The organism is Actinacidiphila acididurans (genome assembly GCF_016918855.1).
In the GTDB taxonomy this organism is placed as follows: domain Bacteria; phylum Actinomycetota; class Actinomycetes; order Streptomycetales; family Streptomycetaceae; genus Actinacidiphila; species Actinacidiphila acididurans.
Genome location: NZ_JADKYB010000017.1, coordinates 142,990 through 156,778, shown reverse-complemented (window position 1 = coordinate 156,778; position 13,789 = coordinate 142,990). Strand labels below are relative to the sequence as shown.

Annotated in this window: 10 protein-coding genes; 1 reads left to right on the top strand and 9 read right to left on the bottom strand. The window is 73.4% G+C overall.

Going from position 1 to position 13,789, the window contains the following annotated elements:
* Nucleotides 1–78: 78 nt before the first annotated feature.
* From ITX44_RS28225 to ITX44_RS28195, 7 genes are all read right to left on the bottom strand, one after another.
* Nucleotides 79–1,212 (bottom strand): N-acetylglucosamine kinase, encoded by a 1,134-nt coding sequence (locus ITX44_RS28225; RefSeq protein ID WP_307795521.1) that lies wholly within the window; start codon nt 1,210–1,212, stop codon nt 79–81.
* Complete coding sequence (locus tag ITX44_RS28220) at nt 1,203–2,465, bottom strand: 6-phospho-beta-glucosidase (RefSeq protein WP_205360288.1); 1,263 nt, start codon at nt 2,463–2,465, stop codon at nt 1,203–1,205. Before ITX44_RS28220 ends, ITX44_RS28225 begins: the two co-directional genes overlap by 10 nt.
* Nucleotides 2,462–3,379 carry a carbohydrate ABC transporter permease gene (locus tag ITX44_RS28215; protein WP_205360285.1) on the bottom strand — a complete coding sequence of 306 codons (918 nt, stop codon included), beginning with the start codon at nt 3,377–3,379 and terminating at the stop codon, nt 2,462–2,464. Before ITX44_RS28215 ends, ITX44_RS28220 begins: the two co-directional genes overlap by 4 nt.
* Nucleotides 3,380–3,385: 6 nt before the next feature.
* On the bottom strand, nt 3,386–4,336 hold the full coding sequence (locus ITX44_RS28210) for a carbohydrate ABC transporter permease (protein ID WP_205360283.1): 951 nt from the start codon (nt 4,334–4,336) through the stop codon (nt 3,386–3,388).
* Nucleotides 4,336–5,667, bottom strand: a complete 1,332-nt coding sequence (locus ITX44_RS28205) for an ABC transporter substrate-binding protein (protein WP_205360281.1) — start codon at nt 5,665–5,667, stop codon at nt 4,336–4,338. The genes ITX44_RS28210 and ITX44_RS28205 overlap by 1 nt, the downstream gene beginning before the upstream one ends.
* Before the next feature lie 278 nt (nt 5,668–5,945).
* Entirely contained in the window at nt 5,946–7,166 is a 1,221-nt protein-coding gene (locus ITX44_RS28200) for an ROK family transcriptional regulator (RefSeq protein ID WP_205360279.1), read from the bottom strand.
* 272 nt (nt 7,167–7,438) lie between these two features.
* On the bottom strand, nt 7,439–8,506 hold the full coding sequence (locus ITX44_RS28195) for a mechanosensitive ion channel family protein (protein ID WP_372441011.1): 1,068 nt from the start codon (nt 8,504–8,506) through the stop codon (nt 7,439–7,441).
* A gap of 256 nt (nt 8,507–8,762) precedes the next feature.
* Here ITX44_RS28195 and ITX44_RS28190 point away from each other — a divergent pair, with 256 nt between their 5' ends.
* A complete protein-coding gene (locus tag ITX44_RS28190) occupies nt 8,763–9,299 on the top strand; it encodes an HNH endonuclease (protein ID WP_205360278.1) in 537 nt (178 codons plus the stop codon).
* 59 nt (nt 9,300–9,358) lie between these two features.
* On the opposite strand, the gene ITX44_RS28185 is transcribed toward ITX44_RS28190, so the two are convergent.
* Together ITX44_RS28185 and ITX44_RS28180 are read right to left on the bottom strand one after the other, a co-directional pair.
* Nucleotides 9,359–12,817 carry a beta-N-acetylglucosaminidase domain-containing protein gene (locus ITX44_RS28185; protein ID WP_307795520.1) on the bottom strand — a complete coding sequence of 1,153 codons (3,459 nt, stop codon included), beginning with the start codon at nt 12,815–12,817 and terminating at the stop codon, nt 9,359–9,361.
* A gap of 363 nt (nt 12,818–13,180) precedes the next feature.
* Nucleotides 13,181–13,678 carry a DinB family protein gene (locus ITX44_RS28180; RefSeq protein WP_205360275.1) on the bottom strand — a complete coding sequence of 166 codons (498 nt, stop codon included), beginning with the start codon at nt 13,676–13,678 and terminating at the stop codon, nt 13,181–13,183.
* Nucleotides 13,679–13,789 lie beyond the last annotated feature (111 nt).

The window sequence follows — 13,789 nt, the reverse complement described above, 5'->3', positions numbered from 1 at the left end:
CGCCGGCCGCTGCCGTACCCGTCACCATGGCGGTGGGGAACGGCCCGGCGCCATTGCGGCGGTCCGGCTCCCCGGCGCTCAGGCGTAGTGCGCCCGCAGCCGCTCCTGGGCGGCGGCCGGCGCCCCGGTGTGGTCCAGGCCCAGCAGGGCTGCGCCCAGCACCGGCGGAGCGGTCACCACCCGTGGCCGGGCCTTGGGGGCTCGGGCCGTCAGCCGTTCGGCGATCCGGTCCATCAGGTACGGATTGCGGGCCGCCATCACCCCGCCGCCGAGCACCACGTCGGTCTCCTGGTCCAGCAGGTCGAGCCGGTCCAGGGCCACGGCCGCCAGCACCACGATCTCCTCGGCCTGCCGGTCCAGGATCGACCGGGCCAGCGGGTCGCCCGCGTCTGAGGTGGCGAACAGCACCGGGGTGAGCTCGTGCCTGCGGTGGGCGGGGATCGCCCCCAGGTGCAGCGCCTCGATCAGCGCGTACATGCTGGGCAGCCCGAAGTGGCCGGGCAGGGTGGTGGCCAGCGCGGTGGGGCCGCCGCGCCCGTCCTCGGCGCGGGCGGCGTACCACATCGCCTCCTCGGCGAGCCCCGAACCGCCGCCCCAGTCGCCGGATATCCGGCCCAGCGCGGGGAAGCGGGCGGTGCGTCCGTCCGGCAGCATGCCGACGCAATTGATGCCGGCTCCGCACACCACCGCCACGCCCCGCGGCGCGTCCACTCCGGCCCGCAGGATGGCGAAGGTGTCGTTGGCGACGCGCGTCGACCGGGCCCAGCCGCAGGCGTGCACCGCCGCCTGCAGCTGTTCCTCCTCCACCGGCAGATCGGCGTTGGCCAGGCAGGCGGAGGTGTGCTCGGCGAGCGGTGTCCCGGCGCTCGCCGGGTCCCCGGGGCCCGGCAGGCCCGCGTCGGCCGCCGCGCGCGCCACGGTGCGCGCCAGCTCCGACACGGCCGCCGCCACCCCGACGACGGGCGGCTGGAAGCCGCCGCCGCGGGCGGCGCCGAGCACCGTCCCGTCTGCGGCGATCAGCGCCACGTCGGTCTTGCTGTTCCCCGCGTCGACGGCGAGGACGCCACCGGGGACGAGCGGCTCGACGTCCCTTCCGGGCCGGGGGTCCGGGTTCGTCCCGGAACCGTGAGCCCGGTCGGGATCCGTCCCTGGCCCGGGGCCCTGGCGGGCGTCCCCACCGGGCCGGGGGCTCGGGTGGAGGTTCAGGCCCACGCCAAGTGCTCCCGGTTGTGCGCGATGAGACGGTCGGTCAGGGCCTCGGCGTACTCGTACTGTCCGATCAGCGGATGGGCCAGCAAGGCCGCGAAGACCCGGTCCCGCCCGCCGCGCAGCGCGGCCTCCAGCGCGAGGTCCTCGTACGCGGTCACGTGCGCGACCAGGCCCGCGTACAGCGGCTCCAGCGACGGCACGGGCAGCGGGGCTGCCCCGGTGGCGTCCACCGCCGCGGGCACCTCGATCACGGCGTCGTCGGGGAGGAAGGGCAGCGTCCCGTTGTTGTACGCGTTGACTACCTGGACGTCGCCGGTGCCGCGCAGCAGCGAGGAGGCCAGCGCCACGGCCGCCTCGGAGTAGAAGGCGCCGCCGCGCTTGGCCAGCAGGGCGGGCTTCTCGTCCAGCGCCGGGTCGCCGTACATCTCAAGGAGCTGCTTCTCCATGGCGGCCACCTCCGCCGCCCGGGAGGGGCGGGTGCGCAGCTCGCGCACCACCTCGTCGTGCGCGTAGTAGTAGCGCAGGTAGTACGAGGGCACCACGCCGAGCCGGTCCACGATCTGCCGCGGCATGTGCAGATCCGCGGCAATGGCGTCGCCGTGCTCGGCCAGCAGCTTGGGCAGCACGTTCTCGCCGTCCGGGCCGCCGAGCCGCACCCCGCGCTCCCAGGTGAGGTGGTTCAGGCCCACGTGGTCCAGGTGCACCTGCTCGGGCGCCACGTCCAGCAGGGCGGCGAACTTGCGCTGGAAGCCGATGGCCACGTTGCACAGCCCGACCGCCCGGTGCCCGGCCTGCAGCAGCGCCCTGGTGACGATGCCGACCGGGTTGGTGAAGTCGATGATCCAGGCGTCCGGCGCGGCCCGCCGTACGCGTTCGGCGATGTCCAGCACCACCGGCACGGTACGCAGCGCCTTGGCCAGCCCGCCCGCGCCGGTGGTCTCCTGGCCCACGCAGCCGCACTCCAGCGGCCAGGTCTCGTCCTGCTCGCGGGCGGCCTGCCCGCCCACCCGGAGCTGGATCAGCACCGCGTCCGCGTCCGCCACGCCCGCGTCCAGGTCGGCGGTGGTCACCACGGTCGCCGGGTGGCCCTGGCGGGCCAGGATCCGCCGGGCCAGGCCGCCGACCAGCTCCAGCCGCTCGGCGGCCGGGTCGATCAGCACCAGCTCCTCGACCGGCAGGGTGTCGCGCAATCGCGCGAATCCGTCGATCAGTTCGGGGGTGTACGTGGACCCGCCGCCCACGACTGCCAGTTTCATCCCTTGACTCCCGTCAGGGTCACGCCTTCGATGAAGGCCTTTTGCGCGAAGAAGAAGACGACGATCACGGGGGCCATCACCAGTACGGTGGCCGCCATGGTGAGGTTCCAGTTGGTGTGATGGGCCCCCTTGAAGGACTCCAGGCCGTAACTGAGCGTCCAGGCGGCCGGGTTGGAGCTGGCGTAGATCTGCGGACCGAAGTAGTCGTTCCAGCAGTAGAAGAACTGGAAGAGCGCGACCGCGGCGATGGCCGGCTTGATCATCGGCACGACGACGGTGAGCAGGGTGCGCACCTCGCCGCAGCCGTCGACCTTGGCGGCCTCGGTGTACTCCTTGGGCACGGTGAGCAGGAACTGCCGCAGCAGGAAGATGGTGAAGGCGTCGCCGAAGGCCATCGGGATGATCAGCGGCCACAGGGTGCCGTCCATGCCCATCTGCTTGGTCCAGAACAGGTACATCGGGATGATGATCACCTGCGGCGGCAGCATCATGGTCGAGATGACCAGCATCATCACCAGGTTGCGGCCGGGGAAGCGGAACTTGGCCAGGGCGTACGCCACCGGCAGCGACGACACCACGGTCAGCGCGGTGCCGGCCACCGCGTAGACCAGGGTGTTGCGCCACCAGGTCAGGAAGCCGGGCGTGTCCCACACGGTGCGGAAGTTGGACCACTGCCAGGTGTGCGGCCACAGGTCGCGGGTCAGCGCCTGGTTGTCGCTCATGACCGCGGTGAGGAAGACGAACACGAAGGGCAGCACGAAGAAGGCCGCGGCGGCCAGGCCCAGGGCGTGCACCGCGATCCACTGCAGGGCCCGCCGGCGGCGGGCGGCACGCCGGGCGCGGGTGCCGGAGGCGGTGCCGGGCCGGGGCGCGGAGGCGCCGCGGGACAGGGTGGCGGGGGTGGCGTGGGTCATGTCCGGTCAGTCCTCCGCGGAGATCAGGCCGCCGCGACGGCGCATCAGCAGCGCGGTGAAGGCCATCGCCAGCACGAACAGCACCAGGGCCACCACGCACGCGGCGCCGTAGTCGAAGCGCTGGAAGCCCAGGTTGTAGACGAGCTGGGGCAGCGTCAGGGTGGAGCGGTCCGGATAGCCGGGCTCGAACTGCTGCCCGGAGTTGCCGATGATCCCGGAGGCGACCTTCCCGGCCACGAGCGGCTGCGTGTAGTACTGCATGGTCTGGATGACCCCGGTGACGACCGCGAACATCACGATGGGCGAGATGTTCGGCAGCGTCACGTACCGGAACCGGTGCCAGGGCCCGGCGCCGTCCAGCTCGGCGGCCTCGTACTGCTCCCGGGGCACGTCCAGCAGCGCGGCCATGAAGATCACCATGAGGTCGCCGATGCCCCACAGGGCGAGGACGGTCAGCGCCGGCTTGGACCAGCCGGGGTCGGTGAACCAGCCGGGGGCGGGGATGCCGATGCCGCCCAGGACGTGGTTGACCGGCCCGGTGCCCGGGTTGAGCAGGAAGACGAACGCCATGGTGGCGGCTACCGGCGGCGCGAGATACGGCAGGTAGAAGGCGGTACGGAACAGGCCCGCGCCGGTCTTGATCTTCGTGATCAGCAGCCCGATGCCCAGCCCGAAGACCACCCGCAGGGTGACCATCACCACAACCAGCCACAGGGTGTTGCGCAGTGCCGGCCAGAACAGCGGGTAGTCCCGGAAGACGTAGGTCCAGTTCTTGCCGCCGGTCCATGTCGGCGCGGCGAAACCGTCGTAATGGGTGAAGGAGAAGTAGAGCGTGGACAGCAGCGGGTAGACGAAGAACGCGGAGAACCCGACGATCCAGGGCGACAGGAAGGCCAGTGTGCGCAGCGCGGCCTTGCGGCGCTTGGCCCGCAGCAGGGGGTGGACGGCGGTGCTCATCAGCGGGCCTGCGCGATGTCCTTGTCGACCTGCGAGTCCACGCCCCGCAGCCCGGCCTGCAGATCCTTGACCTTGCCCGACTCGTAGGCGTAGCCGAAGTCCTGGAGCGTCACCTGGTACGCGCCGCCATTGATGCTGGCCGGCGTGGTGGTGCTGGCCGGGTTCTGCGCGATGTCGATGAAGGTACGGAAGCCCGGGTCCGGGTCCAGCTTCGGGGACTTCAGCGCGGCCAGGGTGGAGGGCACGTTGTGGATCGCGTTGGCGAAGGAGACCACCGCGTCGGTGTCGGTGGTCATGAACTTCACCAGCTCCCAGGCGGCGTTCTTCCTGGCGCTGTTGCTGGCGATGCCGATGACCGTGCCGGACAGGTAGCCCTTGCCGTAGGTGCTCGCCTGGTCGTCGGGCACCGGGAAGGGCGCCACGCCCAGGTCGTTCATGCCGGCGTCGCGGGCCATGCCCAGCCGCCACTCGCCGTCGATGCCCATCGCCACCTGGCCGGTGTGCAGCGGGTTCTTGGCGCCGAATTCGTCACCGAAGGTGTTGCGGTACTTCTCCAGCTTGTCGAAGCCGCCGAGCGCCTTGACCATCTGCTGCTGCCAGCTGAACATCGCGGCGAACCCGGGGTCCTGGGCCACCTGCGACTTGCCGTTCGCGTCGAAGTACTTCACGCCCCACTGGGCGGCGAGGTGGCCGGGCGTGGACTCGTAGCCGTGGAAGTCCGGCATGAAGCCGAGCTGACGGTACGAATTCCCGCTGGTCTTCGTCAGCTTGACCGCGTCCTGCTGGAACTCGCTCAGCGTCTTCGGCGGCGCGCTGATGCCGGCCGCCGCGAACTCCTTCTTGTTGTAATACAGCCCGTACGCGTCGCCGAGCAGCGGCAGGGTGCAGCGCTTGCCCTGGTACTGGGTGTACTCCAGCATCGGCTTGGGGAAGGTGGCCGCCGGGTCGATGCGGTCGCGGCTCAGGAAGGGCGCGAGGTCGGTGAAGGCGCCCGAGGAGCAGAACTTGCCGACGTTGTCGGTGGTGAAGGACGACACGACGTCCGGGGCCTGCGAGCCGCCGGCCCGCAGCGCCTGGTTGATCTTGTCGTCGGTGATGTTCGCCTGCACCTTGACGTGGATGTTGGGGTGCGCCCGCTCGAACCGGGCGACGTTGTCGTTGATCGCCTTCAGCTCGTTCGGCGCCGACCAGCCGTGCCAGAAGGTGATGGTGACGTCCTTGGTGGCGTCGTCGTTCGCCGAGGACGAGTTCTGGCCGGTACACGCGCTCGCCAGCAGCGCTATCGCGGCCGTGGCCGCCACGGCGGCGGCTGCCTTCGTCAGACGGGTCACTGCTGTCTACCTCCGGAGGGGCGAGGGTGCGGGGGTGCTGAGGCACTCCGGGAGCGCGGGGATGCTCGGGGAGCGCGCGGGCGTACGGCGCGGGTGCGGCCGGCGTGCGGAGGGTGCGGGTACGGGTGTGGTGGGGGGACGGGGGGCGGACGTGGGTAGGGGGTGCCGTCGGAACGGCGGTGGGCCTCCTGCCGGGTGGCGGTCGAGGCGGGCCGGTGCCGTTCCGCTCGGGGAGCGGCCTGACGCGGGTTCGGTGCGGCCGGGTGGGTTCGGTGGGGTCAGCGCGAGGTGTCGAACACCTCGTCGCGGGTCGTGGCCAGGGCGCTCTCCAGTGCCCCGTTGAGCACGGGGTGGGTCTGCACGGTGCCGAGCACCAGGCGGGGCCTGGGCACCGCGAGTTCGGCCAGCTCGGCCTGGATCATGGCGCGCAGCGGCTCGCCGCCGGCGGTGATGACGTCGCCGGACAGCACGATCAGCTCCGGGTCGAGCACCGCCACCATGGAGGCCAGGCCCACCGCGTGACCGGTGGCGCAGCGGGCCAGCAGCTCGGCGTGCGCCCCGCTCTCCTCGCCGGCCTCGTACCGCTCGCCGGCGTCGGCCAGCAGTGCGGCCGCCGCGTCCGGCAGGGTGCCCGGCGGCTGCTCGATGTGCAGCTCCCGGGCGATCCGCAGCACCGCGTTGCAGCCGGCCAGCTCCTGGAAACCGCCGTTGTTGGCCTTGGTGACGTTGCGGACCAGCGGAGTGCCCGGCACCGGCAGGAAGCCGACCTCGCCGGCGCCTCCGGTCCAGCCGCGGTGCAGCCGGCCGCCGATCACGATGGCGGCGCCGATGCCCTCCTCGTTCCACAGCAGCACGAAGTCCTCGTGGCCGCGGGCGGCGCCGATGCGCTGTTCGGCGACCGCGGCGAGGTTGACGTCGTTGTCGTACTCCAGCGGCAGGGGCAGTGCCGCGGCCAGCTCGTCCAGCAGCGCCGGCGAGTGCCAGCCCGGCAGGTGACTGGCGTAGCGCAGCCGTCCGGTGCTGGGGTCGAAGGCGCCGGGCGTGCCGATCACCACCCGGTGCAGGTCCGAGCGGCCGAGCCCGGCCGCCTTCACCGCGCCGTCCAGCGCCTGCACCACTTGCTCCACCGCGCTGCCGGCCCGGCGGTGCGGGGTCGGCAGCCGGTACGAGCCGACGGTGCGGCCGGTGATGTCGGCGACCGCCGCCCGGATCCGCTCGGTGTTGACGTCCAGGCCGGCGACATGGGCGGCGTTCGGGTTCACCGAGTAGAGCTGCGCGTTGGGGCCAGGGCGGCCCGCGGTGGTGCCGGTGACCTGCACCAGGCCGGCTGCCTCCAGACGGGCCAGCAACTGCGAGGCGGTGGGCTTGGACAGCCCGGTCAGCTTGCCGATCCGGGTCCGCGACAAGGTGCCGTGTTCCAGCAGCAGGTCCAGCGCGGCGCGGTCGTTCATGGCGCGCAGTACGCGCGGCGTTCCAGGGGTGCCAGCCATGCGCGCCATCCTCCCTCAGTTCACTGTTAGGAAAGTTTCCTATTGGCGAAACGAAAGGTAGGCCCGCGCCGATCGGAGCGTCAAGGGGGATCGGCGGTGGTTCGCCCAACTCGTTATGAACCCCCGGGCATGTACCCGGGGCGTGTGCCGGACACGGAACAGCCCCCGGCACCACCAGCGTGCCAGGGGCCGTGCGCGCGGGAAAGAGGCCGTACGGCGCGAGGAGGGGGGCTACGGCGCCGGAGAGGCCGTACGGGCCCGCGACGGGCCGGCCGCGGTCCTCACTCCCCTGTGGCGGGCGGGGGCACCGGCGGGCGCGGCGGGGTGACCGGGACCGGCTCATCGGCCGGCGCGGGGGCGGCGGTCTCCACCGACAACGGCATCGGGGCCGTCGGCTCGGCGGCCGTCGCCACCGGCACCCCGCTGGTGATCACGATGCCCGCCTCGTCGAAGGCCCGCTTGATCCGCCAGCGCAGTTCCCGGGCGACTCCCGCGGACTCGCCGGGCATGGTCTTGGCCTGCACCTGGATCACCACGGACTCCGCGCTCACCGACGTCAGGCCCAGCACCTGCACCGGCTCCCAGAGCTTCTCGTCCCAGGGGTCGTCCTTGGCCAGTTCCTCGGCGGTGGCCGCGATCACCCGGCGGGCCCGGTCCAGGTCCTCGTCGGTGCCCACCTGCACGTCCACCACCGCTGTCGCCCAGCCCTGGCTGAGGTTGCCGATCCGCTTGACCTCACCGTTGCGCACGTACCAGATCTCGCCGTTGTCGCCGCGCAGCTTGGTCACGCGCAGCCCGACCTCTATGACCGTGCCGCTGGCGACGCCCGCGTCGATCACGTCGCCGACGCCGTACTGGTCCTCCAGGATCATGAAGACGCCGGACAGGAAATCCGTCACCAGGTTGCGCGCGCCGAAACCGATCGCCACGCCCGCGACGCCGGCGCTGGCCAGCAGCGGCGCCAGGTTGATCTGCAGCACCGACAGCACGGTCAGCGCGGCCGTGCCGAGGATCAGGAACGACGCCACACTGCGCAGCACCGACCCGATCGCCGCGCTGCGCTGCTTGCGCCGCTCGGCGTTGACCAGCAGGCCGCCCAGCGTGGTGTTGGCGGCGGCCGCCGCGCCCCGGTTCATCCGGTCGATCAGCCGGGTGATGGTGCGCCGCACCACGTTTCGCAGCACCAGGGCGATCAGCAGGATCAGCACGATGCGCAGGCCGCCCGACAGCCATCCGGCCCAGTTGTCGTCCACCCAGGTGCTGGCCTGAGCCGCGGTGTGCGGCAGGGCGAGGACAGGGGAGCGGGGAGCGGTGGCAGGCGCGGCGGCCAGGGACGTCGCGGTGGGCACGGGTGGAACCTCCGTCGGATGGATCGGCTTCCAATCTATCCGGCGACCGATGCCGTCTCGTTGCCGTCCTCGAGGGGCGGAAGGGCCGGCGGCGGGGGATGAACAGGACTGTGAGGCCAAGTCCGAGCAGAAGTGTGGTCCAAAACACCCTCGGTCCGTTACCCGGGCATGGTGGCGCGGTGCCCCGCCTTCCGGAGAGACTGAGACAGATCGTCCCGGCGCGAGCCACGCGCCGCCGGCGTTAGAGGAGGCATCCGTGCCGCATGTCCTGGTCCTGAACGCGTCGTACGAACCGCTCGGTGTCGTACCGCTCCGCCGCGCGCTCGTCCTCGTGCTCAACAACAAGGCCGTGTGCCTGGAGGAATCCGGCGCCTACCTGCACAGCGAGACAGAGGCGCTGCCGGCGCCCAGTGTCGTCAAACTCACCAAGTTCGTGCGCGTGCCCTTTCGCGGCACCGTGCCGTTGACCCGGCGGGCCCTGTTCGCCCGGGACGGCGGCAAATGCGCGTACTGCGGAGCCGCCGCAACCAGCGTCGACCACGTCATTCCGCGCAGCCGCGGCGGGCAGCACGCCTGGGACAACGTGGTGGCCGCCTGCAGACGGTGCAATCACGTCAAGGCCGACCGCCATGTGGCCGAACTCGGCTGGCGGCTGCGCCATCAACCCGCCCCTCCCACCGGTCTGGCCTGGCGGATCATCGGGACCGGCCATAGGGACCCGCGCTGGCTGCCATACCTGCAGCCTTTCGGCGCGGACGACGCCCTGGCCCGGATCGACGGCATATCAGCCTGAGACCCGGGCCTTCGTGTGTCACGGGGTGCCCGCCCGCCGCCCGCCCGCGGCGGACCGGGTCATCCCGTGACCGCGTATGCCTGGACGCTGTACAGCGAGTAGCCGTACTTGGTGGCCCGCCGCACTCCCTGCACCCGCAGGAAGCGGGTCCCGGCCGCCGCGTCCGGCCCGTCCAGCCATACGGTCTCGGTGCCGCCGGCGCCGTCCGCCACCGTCGCCGCGGTGTGCCAGGTGGTCCCGTCCGTCGAGACCTGGATCTCGTAACGCGCCGCATAGGCGTCCTGCCAGCGCAGCACCACCTTGCCGACCCGGGCCGGGGCCGGCAGCTCGACCTGCACCCAGGCGTCGTCCCGCACCGGTGAGGACCAGCGGGTCGCCGGATCGCCGTCGGCCACCGCGGCCGCCGGGAAGTCCGCCGTCTCGTCGCCGGAGGAGGTGGCCACCGAACCCGGCACCAGGTCCGGGCCGCCGGTGTGCGGGTGGGTGCGCAGCGTCAGGCGCCGCTCCACCGTGCGCCCGGCCACGGTGACGCGGACCGGGACGGTGTACGTGCCGGGGGCGGTGTCCGCCGCGACCCGTACCGTCAGCGGGACGGCTGCCGTCGCCCCGCGGGGCAGCGTCAACTGCGCCGGGGCGGTCACCGTGACGCCGTGGGGCGCGCCGCCCACCGCGACCGCCGCCTGTGCGGCGCGCGGCAGTCCCGAGGCCACCCGGGCGGTCAGCGTCGCCGTCGAGCCGGCCTCCGCGTCCAGCACGGCCGCCTGGTCCAGGGTGACCCTGGGCGCGTCCGCGAACCACGGCACGATCTCGTGCACTCCGGCCGCGTCGGACAGCCGTACGGCGTCGGCCAGCACTCCGGCGTGCACCTCGGTCCAGCCGCTCGGGTCCAGGGCCCCGATGCGCCGCCAGACGCCGCCGGTGCGGACCTCCACCGCGACCGGCTGCGGCACCGGGCGCGGCGGCCGGGGCACGGCTCCGACCGGGACGGGCGGCGCGGGCGCGTTCGGCGGGCCGGGCGGGAAGACGTACGCGGGCGGCGCGGTGGGCGGGGGGCCGCCGGCCGCCGCAATGGTGACGGTGTCCAGCAGCCGCGCGCCGCCGAAGCCGACGGTCACCGGGCCCGGGCCCGAAGAGGTGGTCAGGTCGCCGTCGACCACCGCGGCGGCGTTCGCCGGGCCGGTCGCCTTCGGCGCGCTCTGGCCCGGCACGGTCACCGAGAACTCGCGCACCATCACCGACGCCGACTGGGTGTCGGTCGCCCGCAGCCGGATCCGGCGGGCCCGGGTGCCCGGCGGCAGGGTCGCCTCGATCACCGGCTGGTCGTGGTATTCGGCGATGCGCCGCCAGCCCGAGCCGTCGTCGTCGGCGACCTCGAGGACGGCGTCGTGCAGGAAGTCGTCGGAGCCGCTGCCGTCGCCCATGGCGACGCGCACGGCCGAGACCGGCCTGGCCGTTCCCAGGTCCACCCCGATGGTGTCGTCCGGCTGCGGCGGGGCGTCGCTGGCCCAGGCCGTGCCGTCCTTGCCGTCCACCATGGCGGAAGGGTCGGTGCCGTGCCCGGAGGCCATCGAGGTCGTCGCGGTCCGCCCGTCGGTGCCCACCCCGGCCCAGGCGTCGCCGTCGTCCACCGCGCGGGACAGGAAGTCGTCGAGCACCTGGCCGCCGACCTTGACCGTGCCCTGCGCCAGGGCGGCACGGTCCCGGTCCAGGGCCTGCCGGGCCCGCCAGGCGGCGGCGCCGTCGTTCCGCGCCTGGGCCAGCAGCATGTCCACCGCGTGCCCGCCGGCCGCCCCGTACAGCGACATCCGGTCCAGCCACGGCCCCACCTCGTCGCCGAAGGTGCCGTCGGCCAGTGCGCGCAGGTTCGTCTTGGCGCCCTGAAGCACCGTGAAGGCCGAGCGCAATTGTGTCGCCGCCGCCTGGGTGCGCTGCGGGTCGCGCGCGTCCATGGCGTCCTGGAACGCGGTGACCAGCGGCCGCAGATACGCCGACTCCTCGCCGCCGAGCGCGGAGGAGGACTCGTTGCCGGCCAGCGCGCGCAGCGCCGCCCTGGTACGCGGGTCGGGGCCGGCCAGGTCGTCCACGGCGGCCTGCCAGGAGGCGGCCGGGTCGTACCCGCCCGGGTTCCAGGCGTAGTCGGCGGCGGTGAACAGCGGGATCCGGGAGGCGGCCGGCTGCTGCATCGCGGAGGCCAGCACCCCGGCCGACACCGTGGCCAGCGCCGGCTCGCGGCCGGTGTAGGGCCCGAGGAACAGCCGGCCCGGGGCGAAGTCGTTGACCGGGTAGTCGTCCACCGTCAGCAACGGGTGCCGCAGCGCCGCCCTGGCACCGGCCACCTGGGCGCCGGTGATGGTCTGCGGCAGCACGCCCACACCCGTCCAGGCCACCTCCACCCCGGGGTCCAGCGCCGCGGCGAGCGCGGTCCGGTACGGGGTCGGGCCGTCCTGGTAGTACTCGGTCGGCAGCAGCGACAGGTCGGCGGCGCCGTAGCGCTGCTGGAGGTGGGCGGCGACCGCGTTGGCGACGCTCGCCTGGGCGCGGGCCGCCGCGTCCGGGCCGGTGCCGAACCGGGCCGTGTCGGCGCCGCAGTGCCACTCGCTGTAGCTCACGTCCTGGAACTGGAGCTGGAACGCGCGCACCCCCAGCGCCCACATCGCGTCCATCTTGCGCTCCAGGGCGCGCAGGTCGCCGGGCGAGCCGAAGCACATCGACTGACCCGGCGCCACCGCCCAGGCCAGGGTGACGTGGTCGCGGGCGGCCCGCTCGGCCAGCGCCCGGAAGCCGGCGCGCTGGGCGGCCGGGTACGGCACGCGCCACTGCGTCTGGCGGTACGGGTCGTCGCCCGGCGCGTACAGGTAGCGGTTCTGCTTGGTCCGGGCCATGAAGTCGAGCTGGGCCAGGCGCTGGGCCTGCGTCCACGGCTCCCCGTAGAAGCCCTCGGTGACGCCGCGCACGGGGGCGGCGGGCCAGTCCCGTACGGTCACCCCCGCGAAGCCGGCGGCGCCGCCCTGGCGGATCACGAGCTGACGCAGTGTCTGGGCGGCGTGGTACAGGCCGTCGTCGCCGCGGCCGTCCATGGCGACCGTGCCGCCGCCTACCGCGAGCCGGTAGCCGCCGTCGGGCAGGTCGCCCTGCGCGGGGGCGTGCAATTGTGCCAGGGGCGCGGCCGCGGGCGCGCCGGCGTAGACCGTCAGCCCCGGGCCGGGGCGGTCGGAGCGGACGACGTCCTGCGCGCCGGCCGTGCGCAGCACGTCGTCGATCTCGTCCAGCGCGTACGGGTCGGCGCCGCCGTCGGCGACCAGCGTCACGGTGGCGGTGACCGGCGCGAAGGTCCCCTGCGGCTTGATGGTCTGCGGCCTCGGCCACACGGAGGGGACGGCCGGCCCGTGTTCGGTGCCGGTCGCGGTCGTGCCGCCGGCCGCCTGACCGGAGGGCTGGTCCGCCAGCGCGGGGGCCTGCCCGAGCCATCCGCCGACCACGGTGGCCACCACGGCCACCGCCGAACTCCTCCGCAGCACGCGACCTCCCTGCGGCACGTTTCCGACTGTCCGACTGTTGGATTGTCCGGAGTTCCGGCGCGACGGTGCTCCGGCGCGCGCCCTCCGGCATGCCGGCCGCGCTGCCGACGACACGGGGGCCCGGTGAGCTTCCGCGGCACCCCGGTGGGGCGCCCTTTCCGCCGGGCGTCCGGCGTACCCGCGGTATTTCGTCGCCGGACCGCGAGAACATCACTCCCGCCACCCGTGTGTCAACGTCCTCTTCCGCGCCGGTTTTCCGCAGGCTGGGCGGCCGGGACGAACCGGGGCGGTCCCGCGGCCCACCCGGACGTGAAACCCGCAGGTGCGGGTGGTTCTCGGGCCGGCTCCGCAGGACGCGGACCGTCAGTCCGTCAGCACCAGCCACTGCCGTCCGTCGATGAGTTCGCGGGCCGCGTCCAGGTGGCCGGCGTGCGTGGCGGTCTCCGCGATCACGTGCAGCAGGATCTCCCGCAGCGTGCCGAGCCGGCTGTCCGCGAACAGGTCCGGCGGCCACCAGGCGGGGGCGTCCTGCGCACGGCGGCCCGCGACCACCGCGTCGCACAGCGCGGCCTCTTCCCGGTAGGCCGCCAGAACCGTCTCGGCCGGCTCCTGCGGCCCGACCCGCCAGGCTTCGTCCCCACTGGTCAGCCCCTCGATGACGGTCGCCTCGCCGGCGGCCACCGCCCGGAACCAGAACCGCTCCACATCCAGCGTCAGATGCCGCACCATCCCCAGGCACGACCACCCCGACGGCAGCACGGCCCGCCGCAGCGCCTCCTCCTCCAGCCCCGCCAGAATTTCCGTCACATGCCGCCGCTGCCCGTCCAGACACGCCAGCAGCGCCGCGATCTCCGCATCCATTCGGCTCCCCTTTCCCCCGGACTCCTCGGCCGGCCCTCAACCTATCGGCGCGGCCGGTCGCGCCCCGGACCCGCGGCGGCGGTCGCCCGGGGGCCGGAACAGGACTTCGCC